Annotated in this window: 16 protein-coding genes; 8 read left to right on the top strand and 8 right to left on the bottom strand. The window is 46.5% G+C overall.

Features of this window, described 5'->3' with window-relative positions; genetic code table 11:
- The first annotated feature begins 190 nt into the window (after window positions 1-190).
- Window positions 191-475 (top strand): tetratricopeptide repeat protein, encoded by a 285-nt coding sequence (locus QUB16_RS23280; RefSeq protein ID WP_333319792.1) that lies wholly within the window; start codon window positions 191-193, stop codon window positions 473-475.
- Window positions 476-497: 22 nt separating this feature from the next.
- On the opposite strand, the gene fghA is transcribed toward QUB16_RS23280, so the two are convergent.
- A complete protein-coding gene (fghA, locus tag QUB16_RS23285) occupies window positions 498-1,352 on the bottom strand; it encodes an S-formylglutathione hydrolase (protein ID WP_333319794.1) in 855 nt (284 codons plus the stop codon).
- Between the two features lie 91 nt (window positions 1,353-1,443).
- Window positions 1,444-2,553, bottom strand: a complete 1,110-nt coding sequence (locus QUB16_RS23290; protein WP_333319796.1) for an S-(hydroxymethyl)glutathione dehydrogenase/class III alcohol dehydrogenase — start codon at window positions 2,551-2,553, stop codon at window positions 1,444-1,446.
- A gap of 79 nt (window positions 2,554-2,632) precedes the next feature.
- Between QUB16_RS23290 and QUB16_RS23295 the strand changes: the two genes are divergently transcribed.
- The 3 genes from QUB16_RS23295 (at window position 2,633) to sppA (ending at window position 6,472) form a co-directional block, all read left to right on the top strand.
- Window positions 2,633-3,316: an SDR family NAD(P)-dependent oxidoreductase gene (locus QUB16_RS23295; protein WP_333319798.1), complete on the top strand. Its 684-nt coding sequence runs from the start codon at window positions 2,633-2,635 to the stop codon at window positions 3,314-3,316.
- 145 nt (window positions 3,317-3,461) lie between these two features.
- Window positions 3,462-4,511 (top strand): type 2 isopentenyl-diphosphate Delta-isomerase, encoded by a 1,050-nt coding sequence (fni, locus tag QUB16_RS23300; protein WP_333319800.1) that lies wholly within the window; start codon window positions 3,462-3,464, stop codon window positions 4,509-4,511.
- Between the two features lie 140 nt (window positions 4,512-4,651).
- Window positions 4,652-6,472 carry a signal peptide peptidase SppA gene (sppA, locus tag QUB16_RS23305; protein WP_333319802.1) on the top strand — a complete coding sequence of 607 codons (1,821 nt, stop codon included), beginning with the start codon at window positions 4,652-4,654 and terminating at the stop codon, window positions 6,470-6,472.
- 373 nt (window positions 6,473-6,845) lie between these two features.
- Here the strand turns inward: sppA and QUB16_RS23310 are convergent, their stop codons facing one another.
- Window positions 6,846-7,118, bottom strand: a complete 273-nt coding sequence (locus QUB16_RS23310; protein ID WP_333319804.1) for a GlsB/YeaQ/YmgE family stress response membrane protein — start codon at window positions 7,116-7,118, stop codon at window positions 6,846-6,848.
- A 300-nt stretch (window positions 7,119-7,418) separates the two neighbouring features.
- Between QUB16_RS23310 and QUB16_RS23315 the strand changes: the two genes are divergently transcribed.
- Window positions 7,419-8,606, top strand: coding sequence for a tetratricopeptide repeat protein (locus QUB16_RS23315; protein WP_333319805.1), 1,188 nt, complete (start codon window positions 7,419-7,421; stop codon window positions 8,604-8,606).
- 177 nt (window positions 8,607-8,783) lie between these two features.
- Here QUB16_RS23315 and QUB16_RS23320 read toward each other — a convergent pair whose 3' ends face one another.
- The gene (locus QUB16_RS23320; protein WP_333319807.1) at window positions 8,784-9,509 is read right to left on the bottom strand and encodes a carbonic anhydrase; all 726 of its coding nucleotides are present in this window, start codon (window positions 9,507-9,509) and stop codon (window positions 8,784-8,786) included.
- 233 nt (window positions 9,510-9,742) lie between these two features.
- On the opposite strand from QUB16_RS23320, the gene QUB16_RS23325 reads away from it, so the two are divergent.
- On the top strand, window positions 9,743-10,558 hold the full coding sequence (locus QUB16_RS23325; RefSeq protein ID WP_333319809.1) for an MOSC N-terminal beta barrel domain-containing protein: 816 nt from the start codon (window positions 9,743-9,745) through the stop codon (window positions 10,556-10,558).
- Between the two features lie 7 nt (window positions 10,559-10,565).
- Here the strand turns inward: QUB16_RS23325 and ylqF are convergent, their stop codons facing one another.
- Entirely contained in the window at window positions 10,566-11,432 is an 867-nt protein-coding gene (gene ylqF, locus QUB16_RS23330; protein ID WP_333319811.1) for a ribosome biogenesis GTPase YlqF, read from the bottom strand.
- Window positions 11,433-11,713: 281 nt separating this feature from the next.
- A complete protein-coding gene (locus QUB16_RS23335; RefSeq protein ID WP_333128466.1) occupies window positions 11,714-12,127 on the bottom strand; it encodes a universal stress protein in 414 nt (137 codons plus the stop codon).
- 183 nt (window positions 12,128-12,310) lie between these two features.
- On the opposite strand from QUB16_RS23335, the gene QUB16_RS23340 reads away from it, so the two are divergent.
- Window positions 12,311-13,510 (top strand): phosphoglycerate kinase, encoded by a 1,200-nt coding sequence (locus QUB16_RS23340; RefSeq protein ID WP_333319813.1) that lies wholly within the window; start codon window positions 12,311-12,313, stop codon window positions 13,508-13,510.
- Window positions 13,511-13,701: 191 nt separating this feature from the next.
- A complete protein-coding gene (locus QUB16_RS23345; RefSeq protein ID WP_333319815.1) occupies window positions 13,702-14,427 on the top strand; it encodes a pentapeptide repeat-containing protein in 726 nt (241 codons plus the stop codon).
- Between the two features lie 95 nt (window positions 14,428-14,522).
- Here the strand turns inward: QUB16_RS23345 and QUB16_RS23350 are convergent, their stop codons facing one another.
- Window positions 14,523-14,627: a hypothetical protein gene (locus QUB16_RS23350; protein ID WP_445251157.1), complete on the bottom strand. Its 105-nt coding sequence runs from the start codon at window positions 14,625-14,627 to the stop codon at window positions 14,523-14,525.
- Window positions 14,628-14,679: 52 nt separating this feature from the next.
- On the bottom strand, window positions 14,680-15,870 hold the full coding sequence (locus QUB16_RS23355) for a transposase (protein WP_333319817.1): 1,191 nt from the start codon (window positions 15,868-15,870) through the stop codon (window positions 14,680-14,682).
- Between the last annotated feature and the right edge of the window lie 37 nt (window positions 15,871-15,907).

Below are 15,907 nucleotides of genomic sequence, written 5' to 3' on the forward strand. Positions count from 1 at the left end.
AGCGTCCCCGCTCGCGTATTGTACAATACGCGAGCGGGGACGCTCGCACTGTAAATGCAAAACTGAGATGCTCCCCTACAAACCCTCAACTGGACTGCGGTGTCCTTACACCCGTCTGCTCTATTTCATCGGCTTAAAAACTTCTATATCGACGCTCCAGAATTAACTACATCGATAATTAAGAAATGCTATGGAAGCTCGAGAATTTTACGAACAAGGATTCGACCTCGGTCGCAGGGGGCTGTACGAGGAAGCAGTTGCAGCTTTTACTCAAGCAATAAATCTCAATCCTGACTTTGTAGAAGCTTACATGATTCGTGCTACTGCTCGAAGTGGAACAGGAGATTTACAGGGGGGAATTGAAGATTTGGAGAAAGCTATGGATATCTACAGGGCTAGAGGACAATCGCAAATAGCTGATATGCTTTTAGTCCCCTGGAGTGCGCTGCACAATGAAATTAGGTTTAAGGACTAAAATCCTTACTACAAACTAAAGTTCACTCACACAAAGCAGCCGCGTGAAATTGAATATGATCCTCCATAAAACTAGCTATAAAATAATAGCTATGATCGTAACCTTCCTGCCTCCTTAAAGTTAGTGGCTGTCCCGCTTTTGCACAAGCCTCCGCGAACACTTCCGGCAACAACTGCCCATCAGCAAGAAACGAATCCGCCGTGCCGCAGTCAATCAGAATTGGACGGTTGTATTGCGCTGCAACTACCAATTCGCTAGCATCCCAAGCCCTCCAGATATCTTTGTCGCCACCGAGGTAGTTTGCAAAAGCTTTTTGTCCCCAAGGGCAGCTCATTGGCGCGGAAATAGGCGCCAAAGCGGAAACTGAAAGATAGCGAGATCCATTTTTCAACGCGCAAATTAAAGCCCCGTGTCCGCCCATCGAATGACCAAAAACTCCCTGTTTTTCCGGTATAGTTGGAAAATTTTCGGCGATTAAATTCGGCAATTCATCAACCACATAACTGTACATCCGATAGTGAGCATTCCAAGGTGCGGCTGTCGCATCAACATAAAAACCCGCACCACTTCCTAAATCCCAATCGTCATCTTCGCCGGGGATGCCAGTATTGCGCGGGCTAGTGTCGGGCGCAACCAGCATTAACCCGTATTTTGCCGCAAATTGTTGCGCCCCCGCTTTTGCCATAAAGTTCTCTTCTGTGCAGGTTAAACCTGATAGAAAATACAAAACTGGTACGGGTTGAGATAAAGCTTGCGGCGGCTGATAAACTGCGAATTTCATCTCGCTGTTGCAGGTTGAGGATTGATGGCTGTAAAAGCCGAGTTTGCCACCGAAACTTTTCTGTTCTTTGTGCAGTTTTAGGGATTCTGATATCATGTTAATTCTATTTCATTTTTGAAGTCGATTTTTTTTAACCGCAGAGGGCGCAGAGGGCGCAGAGGAAGAGAGAAGAGAGAAAGATTTTTGTTCAAAATGTTAAAACTGTGCGAATTGATTCACCTTTGTGCATCAAATCAAAGGCTTCATTGATTTTGTCGATCGGCATTACCTGAGTTACCAGACTGTCAATATCAATTTTACCGTCCATGTACCAATCAACAATCTTAGGAACATCAGTTCTGCCTTTTGCGCCGCCAAAAGCCGTGCCTTTCCAAACCCTGCCAGTTACTAGCTGAAACGGGCGGGTGCTAATTTCTTGACCGGCTCCCGCTACCCCGACAATTACGCTCACGCCCCAACCTTTGTGGCAGCATTCTAAAGCTTGGCGCATCACATTAATGTTGCCGATACATTCAAAACTGTAATCAGCTCCGCCTTTGGTTAAATCTACCAAATAAGGCACTAAATCGCCTTCCACTTCGCGGGGATTGACAAAGTGAGTCATGCCGAATTTTTCCGCCATCTCTCGCTTGTTGGGATTCAAGTCTACGCCGACAATCATGTTAGCTCCCACCATGCGAGCCGCTTGAATTACATTCAAACCCACGCCGCCCAAACCGAAAACTACCACATTAGAACCAGGCTCTACTTTCGCAGTATTAATGACAGCGCCGATGCCAGTTGTTACGCCGCAGCCGATCAAACAAACTTTATCAAAAGGAGCATCTTCGCGAATTTTTGCTACTGCAATTTCCGGCAATACTGTATAATTAGCGAAGGTAGAAGTTCCCATGTAATGGTAAAGTTTCTGCCCGTCTATGGAAAACCTGCTCGTGCCGTCGGGCATCACTCCCTGGCCTTGAGTTACGCGAATTGCTTGACAGAGGTTAGTTTTTCGGCTCAAACAATATTCGCAGTTGCGACATTCGGGAATGTATAGAGGAATTACCCGATCGCCCACTTTGACACTCGTGACTCCCGGCCCAACTTCTGCGACTATCCCGGCTCCCTCGTGGCCTAAGATAGCAGGAAACAAGCCTTCAGGATCGGCACCGGAAAGAGTGTAAGCATCAGTGTGACAAACACCCGTGGCTTTAATTTCCACCAGCACCTCTCCAGCCTGCGGCCCCTCCAGATCCACCGTTTCAATGCTCAAAGGTTGGCCGGCACTGCGAGCAACTGCTGCTTTTACTTTCATGCTTTCTCCCTGCGATCTATTTGTCAATTCACCAGTCAATATGTATTGTATTACTTAATGTCAAACTTGGAGCAAATCTATGACAAAATTAATTGTAATTACCGGAGTCAGTCGCGGTCTCGGTCTTGCCATGACCGAAAAGTTTATGGAATTGGGACATACAGTTTTGGGATGCGCCCGTTCTTCCGAAGCGGTGGAAAAACTCAACCAAAAATATAGTGCGCCCCACCATTTTACTTGTTTGGATGTCACCAACGACGATCGCGTAAAAGCTTGGGCAACAGAAATGCTGGCAAAAAATGCTCCCCCAGATTTGTTAATTAATAATGCAGGTGTAGCTAATCATCTCGCGCCTCTTTGGAAGGTCAGCAACGAAGAATTTTCGCAGGTAATTGATGTTAACATTAAAGGTACTGCTAATGTAATTCGCCACTTTGTCCCGGCAATGATTGCTCGAAAAAGCGGCATAATTGTCAACTTTAGTTCGGGTTGGGGAAGGTCAACTTCGCCGGAAGTCGCGCCCTATTGCGCTTCCAAGTGGGCAATAGAAGGACTTACGCGATCGCTCGCTCAAGAATTGCCCGCAGGTATGGCAGCAGTTCCTTTGAATCCGGGGATAATTCACACAGATATGCTCGACATTTGTTTCGGCGAAGATGCGGCAAATTACACATCAGCCAAAGCCTGGGTGCAAAAAGCAGTTCCTTTTTTACTCAAGTTGAAAGCTTCAGATAACGGAATGCCGCTGACTGTTCCGGGATAATACAGCAACCCTTACAGCATTTGCGAACCTCTCTCCTTTCTTCTCCTCTGCGCCCTCTGCGCTCTCTGCGGTTCATAAAAAAATCTCAAAAATGAAATAAAATTGCTATATTCCCAAATCACAACTCTTTCCCCAAATAGCCACAGTGAACTTGCCGCTAACATCCCCCTCGCAAACCGAAACCCGCAAAGCAGACCACCTGCGGATTTGCCTCGAAGAAGACGTACAATTTCGCGAAACTACCAGCGGCCTCGAACGCTACCGTTTTGAACACTGCTGTTTGCCAGAACTCGATCGCACCCAAATCGATTTAACCTCCACATTCCTCGGCAAAAAATTAGCCGTTCCCCTGCTAATTTCCTCGATGACCGGTGGCACAGAATTAGCCCAGACAATCAATTATCGCCTCGCCGATGTCGCTCAAGAATACAAACTAGCAATGGGAGTCGGTTCCCAGCGAATTGTTGTAGAAAATCCTCAACTCGCTCCTACATTTGCCGTCCGCCGCCGCGCTCCCGATATTCTGCTGTTTGCCAATATCGGAGCCGTTCAATTAAACTACAATTACGGTTTGGAAGAGTGCCAAAAAATTGTTGATATTCTCGAAGCAGACGCACTAATTTTGCACCTCAATCCGCTGCAAGAGTGCGTCCAAACCGAAGGCGATACTAACTTTAAAGGACTGCTAGATAAAATTGCCAAATTGTGCGATAAATTACCAGTACCAGTTATTGCTAAAGAAGTCGGCAACGGTATTTCAGGAAAAATGGCAAAGAAATTGCTCGCCGCCGGGGTAGGTGCGATCGACATTGCCGGGGCCGGAGGCACTTCTTGGGCCAAAATAGAAGGAGAGCGAGCTAAAGATAGCAAGCAGCGCAGGTTAGGCGCAACCTTTGCCGACTGGGGAATACCGACAGCCGAGTGCATTGTCAGCACCCGCGCCGTAGCGCCGGATGTTCCTCTGATTGCCTCTGGAGGCTTGCAAAACGGGTTGGATGCAGCGAAGGCGATCGCCCTTGGCGCGGATATTGCGGGACTGGCGCGGCCGTTTCTACAAGCCGCAGCGGAATCGGAATCAGCCGCAGCCCTTCTAGCTGAGGTGTTAATTGCAGAAATCGCCACCGTAATGTTCTGTACGGGCTGCGGTAACTTGGATGAGTTAAAACATTCTGGGGTTTTGGAAAGGTTAAGATAGAAGGATGTCAGTTGGCAGTTGGCAGTTGGCAGTTGTTAGTTGGCAGTTGGCAGTTGTTAGTTGGCATTAGTCAACAGTCAACAGTTAACAGTTAACAGTTAACAGTCAACAGTCAACAGTTAACAATTACCATTTTTCTAATGAAAGATTTCCTAAAATATACCTGTGCAAGTTTACTGGGAACCTTCCTAGGACTGTTGCTGCTGGGCAGTATCGGATTGGGGGGACTGGTACTGCTAATTGCTATGGCGGCATCGTCGTCCAAAGATTCGGGCCCGCAAGTTAAAGATAAGTCTGTATTGGTATTAGACCTTTCTTTAAATATCACCGACAGCAAACCGAGCCGTAGCACTGGCGCGGCGATTGAAGAAGTGCTTTCGGAAGATTCCGGCGATACAGTAACGCTGCGGACTGTTTTAGACACGATCGAATATGCGAAAAAAGACCCGAAAATCGTTGGCCTTTATCTTGAAGGCAGCTCAAATTCGAGCAGCAGCGGGTTTGCCAATCTCAAAGAAGTTCGAGGGGCATTGCAGCGTTTCCGAGATGCCAAAAAACCCATTTTTGCTTACCAAATGGACTGGAATGAACGAGATTATTACCTCGGTTCCGTTGCTAATACAATTGCAGTCAATCCTTACGGCGCTTTGGAAATCAACGGTTTTAGCAGTCAGGCAATGTTTTTTACCGGTGCTTTGGAAAAATACGGCCTGGGAGTGCAAGTAACTCGCGTCGGCAAATACAAGTCAGCCGTTGAGCCGTTTTTGCTTACAAAAATGAGTCCCGAAAATCGCCAGCAAACTCAAAAGTTGCTCGGAGATATGTGGGGAGAATACCTGCAAACTGTCGCCCCGAGTCGAAAAGTGACTGTTCCGCAACTGCAAGCGCTTGCAGATAATGGCGGAACTTTGATGGCTGACGAAGCTCTCAAAAACAAGTTAGTTGATAAAGTTGTATACTTTGACGAAATATCGACCGAACTCAAAAAACTCACAGGAACAGATCGCGAAAACAAATCTTTCAAGCAAATTAGTTTGAAAAACTACGCGAAAATTGCTGAGGATAAAAACTCAACTCACGCTAACAAGAAAAACCAAGTTGCTATACTTTACGCTGAAGGAGAGATTGTAGACGGCGAAGGGGGCCCGACTCAAGTAGGAGGCGATCGCATCGCTCAAGCAATGCGGAAAATCCGAGAAGATGACGACGTAAAAGCAGTAGTTTTGCGCGTCAACAGTCCCGGAGGCAGCGCGACGGCGGCCGAAGTAATTGGGCGCGAAGTGATGCTGACGGGGAAAAAGAAACCAGTTATTGTTTCAATGGGCAATTTAGCCGCATCCGGTGGCTATTGGATTTCGATGGGTTCCAACCGCATTTTTGCCGAACCCAATACGATTACTGGTTCGATCGGCGTTTTTGGAATGCTGTTTAACGCCGAAAAGTTGGCTGCTAACAACGGCATAACTTGGGACGTGGTAAAAACCGCCCGGTTTGCGGATACTAGCACGGTTTCCCGTCCGAAAAATCCTCAAGAATTGGCGAATATTCAGAGGGTAGTCGATCGCATTTACGATCGATTTATTACTAAAGTCGCCAACTCCCGCAAACTGCCGAAAAACAAGGTACAAGAAATTGCTCAAGGCAGAGTGTGGTCTGGTACGGCCGCGAAACAGTTGGGTTTAGTCGATGAAATTGGCGGGCTTGAAGATGCTGTCAGAGAGGCGGCAAAGCAAGCTAAACTCGGCGACGATTGGAAGGTGGAAGAATATCCCAAACGCCGCAGTTTGGAGGAGCGAATTTTGGAAAAAATTTCCGGCGTTCACGTTTTGAAACCAGCCGCCAAACTCGACCCGCTAACGGCCGAATTTAAGAAAATGCAAGATGAATTGGCTGCGATCAAGTCGATGAACGACCCGCAGGGGGTTTATGTTCGCTTGCCTTTCAATTTGCGGATTGATTAATTAATTAATACCCAATCCGGGATTTTTACCCCTTTATTCTTCAGTTCCCCTCTGTTCGCACTGAGATGTTGCACCATTCGTGTGGAAGCCTTTTGCGGGCGGGCAGGATGCCCAACCCCTACTCCCCACAAGAAAAATCGGTCTTTGTGGAACAGGCCGGAAAGCCTGTTCTTGAGAATGGTGCAAGATGTGAGTTCGGACAAAAGTTTTGCTCTTGAACCGTTTTAAACGCTGAGTCTGATAGGGGTTTTTAACGCGGATTTGGGCTCAGCAGGCTGAGGCACCCTACTAACAACTGAAAAACCCGGTTTCTTCCAGAAACCGGGTTTATGAATACCCTAAAAGTCGATCGACTGGGAATTGGCAATATTTATTATGCTGCACGCTGAGTTAACAATCCCCAGACGAAAAGTAGAACGAGCGCACCTATGACTGCAAAAGCTATGCTGGGAATACTCAATGCTCCGACAGAAGCTCCGCCGCTCCCCCCCAAAAACATGTTACCTAGATAACCTCCCACTAGGGCGCCCAAAATTCCTAAACCTGTTGTTGCCAGAAAACCGCCACCTTGAGTTCCCGGATAAATGGCTTTGGCGATCGCACCGGCAATCAGTCCTAAAACGATCCAAGCAATAATATTGCCCATGTCTCTTTCTCCTGAATACTTAAACTTTTCTCGTCCCTTGTCTTATGTTCTTAGAATAACAACCGCTATCGGGCCCTTACCTCTACCGCAGGGAGGAACCGAAAGTGGTAGGATTTCTCATGAATCGTCCGATTTTGAGGCTGTTTAATATCTCAAAAGAGTTAACCCACTTTTTCTAGGGAAGAAAGGTACTTATGCTCAAACCAAAAGGGAAATAGGAGAATCTTTTCTGGAACTTTTTGTGTTTTGGTGGTTAAAAAAATTACAATATTTCTGTGAAATGAGGAAAGTTTGCGCCCGATGAATCTGACTCTGTGCATGATTGTGAAGAATGAAGAGGCAACACTGTCGCGGACTTTGGACAGCGTTAAGGGTGTTGTTGACGAAATGGTGGTGGTGGATACGGGATCGGGCGATCGCACCCGTGAAATTGCCAGAGAATCCGGGGCGAGGGTTTATGACTTTGAATGGTGCGACGACTTCGCAGTGGCGCGCAATGAGTGTCTGAAGCACGCCCAGGGCGACTGGATTTTGGTATTAGATGCCGATGAGGTTTTGGTACCGGAGATTCTACCTCAAATCAAGCAGGCCATTGCGAGCGATCGGCTGCTCTTAATCAATCTCATCCGTCAAGAAATCGGTGCCTCTCAATCTCCCTATTCCCTAGTGTCGCGCTTGTTTCGCAATCGCCTCGATATCCGCTTTTCTCGCCCTTACCACGCAATGGTAGACGACAGCGTGGCTGAGATTTTGCACAGGGAACCAAAATGGACAATAGCTTCTCTCCCCGATGTGGCGATTTTGCACTCTGGTTATCAAAAAGATGCGATCGCAGCCAAAGGTAAATTCCAAAAAGCTCAAGCAGCAATGGAACGCTATATAGCTTATTATCCCAACGATGCTTATGCTTGTAGCAAATTAGGCGCTTTGTATGTAGAAACCGGGCAAATTGGGCGGGGAATTAATTTATTAACCAAAGGCTTGACTGCGGAGGCCATTAATGATTCTATTCTTTACGAACTCAACTATCATTTGGGAATTGCTTATCGCCAGCAGCAGCAATTTGTTAAAGCAAAAGAACACTATCAAGCGGCAATTAATACAGATGTGTTCCCGCCGCTCAAGTTGGGTGCTTACAATAATTTGGGCAATTTGCTCAAAGATGAAGGAGATTTGAAGTCTGCTGAAAAAGCTTACAAAGCAGCCTTGAAAATTGACCCCAATTTTGCAGTAGGTCACTACAATTTAGGGCTGACGCTGAAGGCCGCCGGAAATTTAGCAGATGCGATCGCCTATTACCGACAAGCCATTAAAATCGATCCAGAACACGCGGAAGCTCATCAAAACTTAGCAGTAGCCTTGCTCAAAATTGGCAAAATGCCAGAAAGTTTAGCAGAATTCAAAAGAGCGATCGCCCTTCACGAACAGCGCCGCCCCTTTGAAGCAGAACGCCTGCGCCGGGGACTGCAAGAAATGGGTTTAATGTAAACTTGTTACCAAATAATTTGTAGGGGCAATCCGACCCCTACTCCCCGTGGTTGCCCCTCTTGTTACCAAATAATTTGTAGGGGCAATCCGACCCCTACTCCCCGTGGTTGCCCCTCGAACCGGACGGGGTAAGCACGGGGGCATTACCCCTACAAACTGTAAAAATTACCAGCAAAATCAAGCAATTATCTCTACTTTGCCGCTATCCAAATCGTAGCGGCCCCCAACAACTTTAAGCTTGCCCGCTTTGACTGCTTTAGCTAAAATAGGCGAGGAGGATTGTAACTTATTTACATTCATTTTCACGTTAGCTCTGACTGCGTTATCCCAGGCATCGCCTTTTTGACCTTTGGTCGAATCAACTGCAGGTTTAATCGCCGCCACCAAAGTGCTAATGTGACCCGGAACAGCTTTACCATCTAAAGCTGCTTTGACAGCACCGCAGCGTTCGTGACCCAGAATTACTAATAGTGGCACGCCTAATTCTAAGGCGGCATATTCTATATTACCGAGAACCACATCGTCGAGAAAATTGCCAGCTACTCGGATATCAAATAAATCCCCCAATCCTTGGTCGAAAATAATTTCGGGAGTAACCCTCGAATCAGAACAAGCCAGGATGGTTGCAAACGGATGTTGACTCTTTGCTACTTCTACAACTCGCGATCGAGCTTGGTCGGGAAATGTCCGTTTTTGCTGAATGTAGCGTTGATTCCCCGCCATCAATTTCTTGAGAGCACTGTTAGGAGTAATGTCAGTAGGAGTAATGCCAGAGATTGCCTCTGCCTTTGCTGCTTCGGCTTGTAAAAACGCAGGTGCCAAGCTTGCCGCCAGCATCCCTGCACCAGCCCTCAACATTAAATTGCGTCGCGAAATCATGCTTCTACTTCCGCTTTCATTCATTGTTTGTAACTCGGTTCAATTTTTTCTATTTATACCCTAAGATATACCACAAGCTCAGTCAGACTTCTTTTATTTTTCTGTACAAGGTGCTCCGGCACAATGTAAACTTCAAAAAAGTGGCTTATTTTTATTTCATTCAAATTTTATTTAGTAAAGTTCACTTCCGTCATCCTTCTACCGGCAGGGGATGCTAGAATGTATCTAAAACGACAATTATTTATCAATGGCTCGAAATGTCCTACGTCGCCAGCATTCATATCTATCCGGTCAAGTCCCTTGACGGCATAGCAGTCAGTCAAGCAACTCTTCTAGCCAGCGGAGCTCTAGAAGGCGATCGCTCTTTTGCAATCTGCGATGCAGCAGGAGAATTGGTTAACACTAAGCACAACAGCGGAGTCCGTTTTCTACGCTTATCCTTTGACATCAAAAAAAGAATTGCCGGTCTGAAAATTCAAGGCACCGAACAAGAAATATTTTTTCATGTAGATAGAGAACGCTTGGCAATAGAATGTTGGTTGAGCAACTACTTCGGTTTCCCTGTCAAATTAATTGAAAACTTGCTGACAGGTTTTCCCCACCATACCGCTGCACCAGGGCCAAGCATTATCAGTACCGAAACAATTGCCGAAGTTGCATCTTGGTTTCCGAGAGTTTGCGTTAACGAGATGCGCCATCGCTTGCGAGCTAATATTGAAATAGGAGATGTCCCAGCTTTTTGGGAAGACCAACTTTTCCCACAAGCCGATGAAATTGTGAGGTTTAAAATAGGGACTGTAATATTTGAAGCTATTAATCCCGCTCCGCCATCTATCCTATCTACGCGAAATTATGGGGCGAAAGCAGGCGATCCCAATTTTAAAAATATACTAACAGCCAAGCAGAAGGAAATTATGCCTGACTTGGTAAAAAAAGGGCATTTAAATCACTTTAGTCGGCTGATAGTTAACACGCGACTCGCACCTCAAGCACCAGAAAAAATATTACACATAGGAGACGAAGTTGACATTCTCCGCGTCAACAACTCTCTATTGAATACCATTTCTGATTAGTTGTAGGTTACGAATCCGATCGAGCCGGCGGCAACTCCAAAGTAAGTTGACCCAAAACACCAGTTCTAAAATCGTTTAACATCTGTCTCGCCGTTCGTTCGACATCTCCTTTATACCTGTCTTTTGCTACCTCGTGCAGATAATCTTCACCATTACTAGAGGCTGCATCTAATTTATACCTGGATTTAAAACCAGATAGTGATATCAACGTGTCATCAGCGGCCTCCAGCCCTTGGAGCAAATCTACCATAGCTGCTGCTACTACCTGATTGTCGTAAGCTGCTTCGCCAATATCTTCGCAAATAGCTAATTTTATGGCATTTTCTTGATTGTTAATTCGGGTTGGGATCACTCCGGGGGCGTCTAATAATTCAATTTCGTCGGAAATGCGAATCCATCGGAGCGATTTAGTTACTCCAGCTCTGCGGGCACTGTCTACCACTCTCCGCCCTAACAGCCGATTAATTAAAGCAGATTTTCCGACATTGGGAAATCCCATCACTACTGCCCGAACTGGACGGGGCAGCATACCTCGATCGAACCTTCTTTTATTTAGCTGCACTCCAGCATTCTGCACCGCATCCGCCACAGCGTCTACTCCGTGACCGTGCTCGGCATTAGTAAAATACGCAGTTTCCCCCTGGGCCTCAAACCATGTTTCCCACGCCTCGCGCGTTCGAGGCGTAATCATATCCATGCGGTTGACGACCAATACTCGCGGCTTGCCGCCCACCCAACTCGGCATTTGGGGGTGATAAGTAGCCAATGGAATGCGGGCATCTCGGACTTCGAGCACCACATCTACCCGCTTTAGCTGTTCTTTTAATGCCCGTTCAGCTTTGGCAATGTGACCGGGATACCAGTGAATTTTCATTAGTTATTAGTTATTAGTCATTAGTCAGCAGTCATTAGTCAGCAGTCATTAGTCAGCAGTCATTAGTCAGCAGTCATCAGTCAGCAGTCATTAGTCAGCAGTCATTAGTCAGCAGTCATTAGTCATTAGCCATTAGTTGCTGTGTCAGGGCGGGTTTACGCATACCCTGGATTTACATAATAGATACGGGTGAACCCGCCCCTACAGAATCTACGTTTATTTAGTCGGACACGATATAACACGTGACTAATGACTAATGACTAATAACTAATGACTAATAACTAAGGCACAATCAAAACTGCACAAGGAGACAGATTGATCACCCGATTGGTAACGCTGTCAGACGCCCCATCATCGGTTAAACCCATCCCCCGACAGCCCATCACAATCAAATCGGCCCCAATTTCGTCAGCCACATCGCAAATCGTGAAAGCAGGTTTGCCTTCCCGTTCGATGATTTCAGCTTCAATTCCCTGCTGGGAAAACATCGATTGGGCCTCAGAAAGAAGTTTGGCGACTGCTTCGGGGGAAGTCATCACCTCGCGCGCGGGGGCGTCGGCCTCCTCGGCTGGGGGCTCGACTACCGACAGAATAACTAAGCGAGAACCGTAGGTTTTTACGATATTGACCACCTTTTCGGCAGCTTCGCGGGCTTCTCGGCTTTGATCTACAGGAAATAAGACTGTCTTGAACATACTGCACATCTCCGGGACACGGACTCCGATAAAATGTTTAGGTTAAGCCAATCAGTGCCGTTTGTTCCATCTTCCGTTTTTTGTACGGGCGCGGTTGAATGCGTCCGAGGCCGGGGTGCAAGTTACCAGTGCCGCCATTTCAACGGAATTCGACAAAAACACACATATTAGGAGGTTAATCCTGTGACAAAAAAAACTGTAGCAAATTTATCGGCATCGGACTTATCGGGCAAACGGGTATTGGTGCGGGCGGACTTTAACGTGCCGCTCGACAACGGCAATATCACCGATGATACTCGCATCCGGGCGGCTCTGCCGACAATTCAAGATTTAGCGTCCAAGGGCGCTAAGGTGATTTTGTGCAGCCACTTCGGCCGTCCCAAGGGTGTGACGGAGAAGTTGCGCTTGACGCCGGTTGCTGTGCGCCTGTCGGAATTGTTGGGCAAAGAAGTCAAAAAGACTGACGACTGCATCGGTGATGAAGTCGCTGCTACAGTCGCCGCGATGCAAGATGGCGATGTGCTGTTGCTGGAAAATGTCCGCTTCTACCCAGAGGAGGAGGCAAACGACCCGGAATTTGCTAAGAAGTTAGCTTCTGTGGCCGATTTGTATGTCAATGATGCTTTTGGTACGGCTCACCGGGCTCACGCTTCTACTGAGGGCGTTACTAAGTATCTGAGCCCTTCTGTGGCTGGGTTTTTGATGGAGAAGGAACTGCAATATCTCGGCAGTGCGATCGACAATCCTCAGCGTCCTTTAGCTGCTATAATCGGCGGTTCTAAGGTTTCCAGCAAGATTGGAGTCATTGAAAAACTGTTGGAAAAGTGCGACAAACTGCTGTTGGGCGGTGGCATGGTTTTCACGTTCTACAAAGCTCGCGGCTTGAACGTTGGCAAGTCTTTGGTGGAAGAGGACAAGCTGGAATTGGCTAAGTCTTTGGAAGAGAAGGCGAAGGAACGGGGAGTTACTTTTCTGTTACCTACTGATGTGGTAGTTGCTGACAAGTTTGATGCGGCGGCTAACACTCAAACTGTTCCTGTAGAAAACATCCCGGAAGGTTGGATGGGTTTGGATATCGGCCCGGATTCAGTAAAAACTTTCCAAGATGCTTTGGCCGATTGCAAAACGGTAATCTGGAACGGGCCGATGGGCGTGTTTGAGATGGAGAAGTTTGCTGTAGGAACTGAAGGTATTGCTCGTTCTTTGGCTGGACTTACTCAAACTGGTACTACCACAATTATCGGTGGTGGTGACTCGGTGGCGGCTGTGGAACAGTTGAATTTAGGCGAACAAATGAGCCACATTTCCACTGGTGGCGGTGCTAGTTTGGAGTTGCTAGAAGGTAAGGAATTGCCGGGTGTTGCTGCTTTAGATGAAGCTTAATTAAGTTAAGTAGGGCGGGCTTGGCCCGCCTTGCTGGAAGCAGGTCTATATCCTTGGCTGCAAATCATTTTTTTGAATATTTACCGCAGAGGGCGCAGAGAACGCAGAGCAAGAGGAAAGAGAGAAGGATATGGGTTTAAAGTCTACAGTTTGCTAGTATAATTTGTTGGAAGTAGCAGTGAGGTTTGTTTGTGAAACTTAAACTCTTGGCAACTGTAACGGCAAGTTTAGCTTTGTTTGGGCTGGTAGCTCCCGTTAAGGCTCAAAATCCCGATCATGTTAGGCAATTGCTGGAAACTAAAGAGTGCGAAGGCTGTGACTTGAGAAATGCTGATTTGTTCAAGGCTAGCTTGTACAGAGCTAATTTAAGAGGAGCGGATTTAAGCGGAGCAAATCTCTATGAAGCTAATTTGCTAGAAGCGGATTTAAGTGATGCTAATTTGGCAAATGCTAACTTGGTTAATGCCGAGATGTACGGGGCTGAATTGAATGGTGCTAATCTGCGAAATGCGGATTTGTCTAATGCTTTTTTGGGGCGAGCGAATCTGACGAGTGCGGATTTGCGCGGTGCTAAACTTTTTAAGGCGAATCTGGGCGAAGCTTTTCTACTGCAAGCTAATTTGTCGAATGCCGATTTGAGACGTTCGCTGCTGTTTAGAGTTAATTTGAATCGTGCGAATTTAAGCGGAGCGGATATGTCTTTCGCGGATGTGCGGGATACTAATTTGCAGAATGCTATTTTGTCAAATACTAGGCTTCCTCGCGCTCAATTGGCGGGGACAAATATTGATGCGGCGAATAATGTGCGGCAGGCTGATTTGGAACGTGCCAACTTGCGAGGTACGAATTTGGGGCCGGGGGTTTGCGTGAGCACTAATTTTCCTTATTGTGTTTTGAATGTGGAAGAAAAATTTTAGACTCTAGTTCCCAGATTCATCTGTGGAGTAAATCTAAACTCTAAAATCTAAAATCTAAAATCCCCTGGCTGGCGCAGCCTAGGTTGAACTCGGAGCTAAGTTTGAGGTGGTTTGTATCCTCTTTCTAGGGCAAATCTCACAAGCTGGGCCCGATTTTCTAACTGTAATTTGCTGAAAATGCTGCCTAAATGAGCTTGCACAGTCCGGGGGCTATTGACACTCCTGGGCCTGAAGGCATGAGGATTCTTCGATCTACGAGCTGACTTGCTCTAATTGGATTTCTCCAACCAAAGTAGAGGTCAATTCTCCCGAAGCGTTGTTTGCATCTAGTGCAAAGGTTCCGGTATGCCCTACCGTAGCCAATCCCCGACTTAGGATATTTCTCGCGGCGTTGAAATCTCTATCTAGCAAACATCCACACTTACAAACATGAGTCCTTGTAGATAGAGTCTTTTTGACAATTTCACCGCAACTAGAGCATTCTTGACTGGTATATTGCGGATTTACCGCAACTGTTACACGCTCGAATACTTTTCCAAAATATTCGAGCCAGACACGGAATTTATACCAAGATGCGTCGTTAATAGACTTAGCAAGACAGTGATTCTGCACCATATTCTTAATTCTCAAATCTTCGTAGGCTATCAAGTCGTTTGACTGAATTACGGACCTTGCCAACTTCACGGCATGGTCTTTACGTTGCCTGCTTATTTTGAGATGGCGCTTGCCGAGAATCTGTCGAGCTTTGCCTCTGTTTTTTGAACCTTTAACTTTCCTAGATACTCGACGATGACTGCGTTTGAGAATGCGTTCGCCTTTTCTCAGGAATCTAGGGTTTTCAACCGTGACTCCATTTGAATCAGTATAGTATTCTTTCAGTCCAACATCTAATCCAATTGTGCTACCAGTTGGCTCTGTGTTTTCCTTTCGGCTGACATCAATACAGAACTGGACGTACACACCATCAGCACGTTTAACCAATCGAACCCGTTTAATTTGGCTAATTTGGTAAAAATGCAGGTCGCGTGTACCTTTGAGTTTAAGTTTGCCAATTCCTTTTTTGTCAGTGAAAGTTATCGATTTTCTGTCATCTGCAAGCTTCCATCCAGTTGACTTGTACTCAACCGAACGGCAGTCTCGCTGGAATTGCGGATACCCTTTTTTACCAGGAATCTTTTTCTTGCAGTTTTCGTAGAATCGAGAGATAGCTGCCCAAGCGCGTTCAGCACTCGACTGCCTTGCCTGGGAGTTGAGTTCATCAGCAAACGGAAACGTAGCTGCCAGTACAGCACAGTATTTATTCAAGTCGTATTTGTTCTTTTTAGGATTGTCCATCCAATAGCGCAAACAGCTATTGCGGACAAACTGAGCGGTACGAATTGCTTCATCTACTGCCTTGAACTGGCTTGATTTTCCGTAAGATTTAAACTCAAAAACTAGCATTGCTCTACCTCCAGTCTTATGCTACCGCAGTCGGCAC

This window comes from Microcoleus sp. D3_18a_C4 (assembly GCF_036702415.1).
Classification (GTDB): domain Bacteria; phylum Cyanobacteriota; class Cyanobacteriia; order Cyanobacteriales; family Microcoleaceae; genus Microcoleus.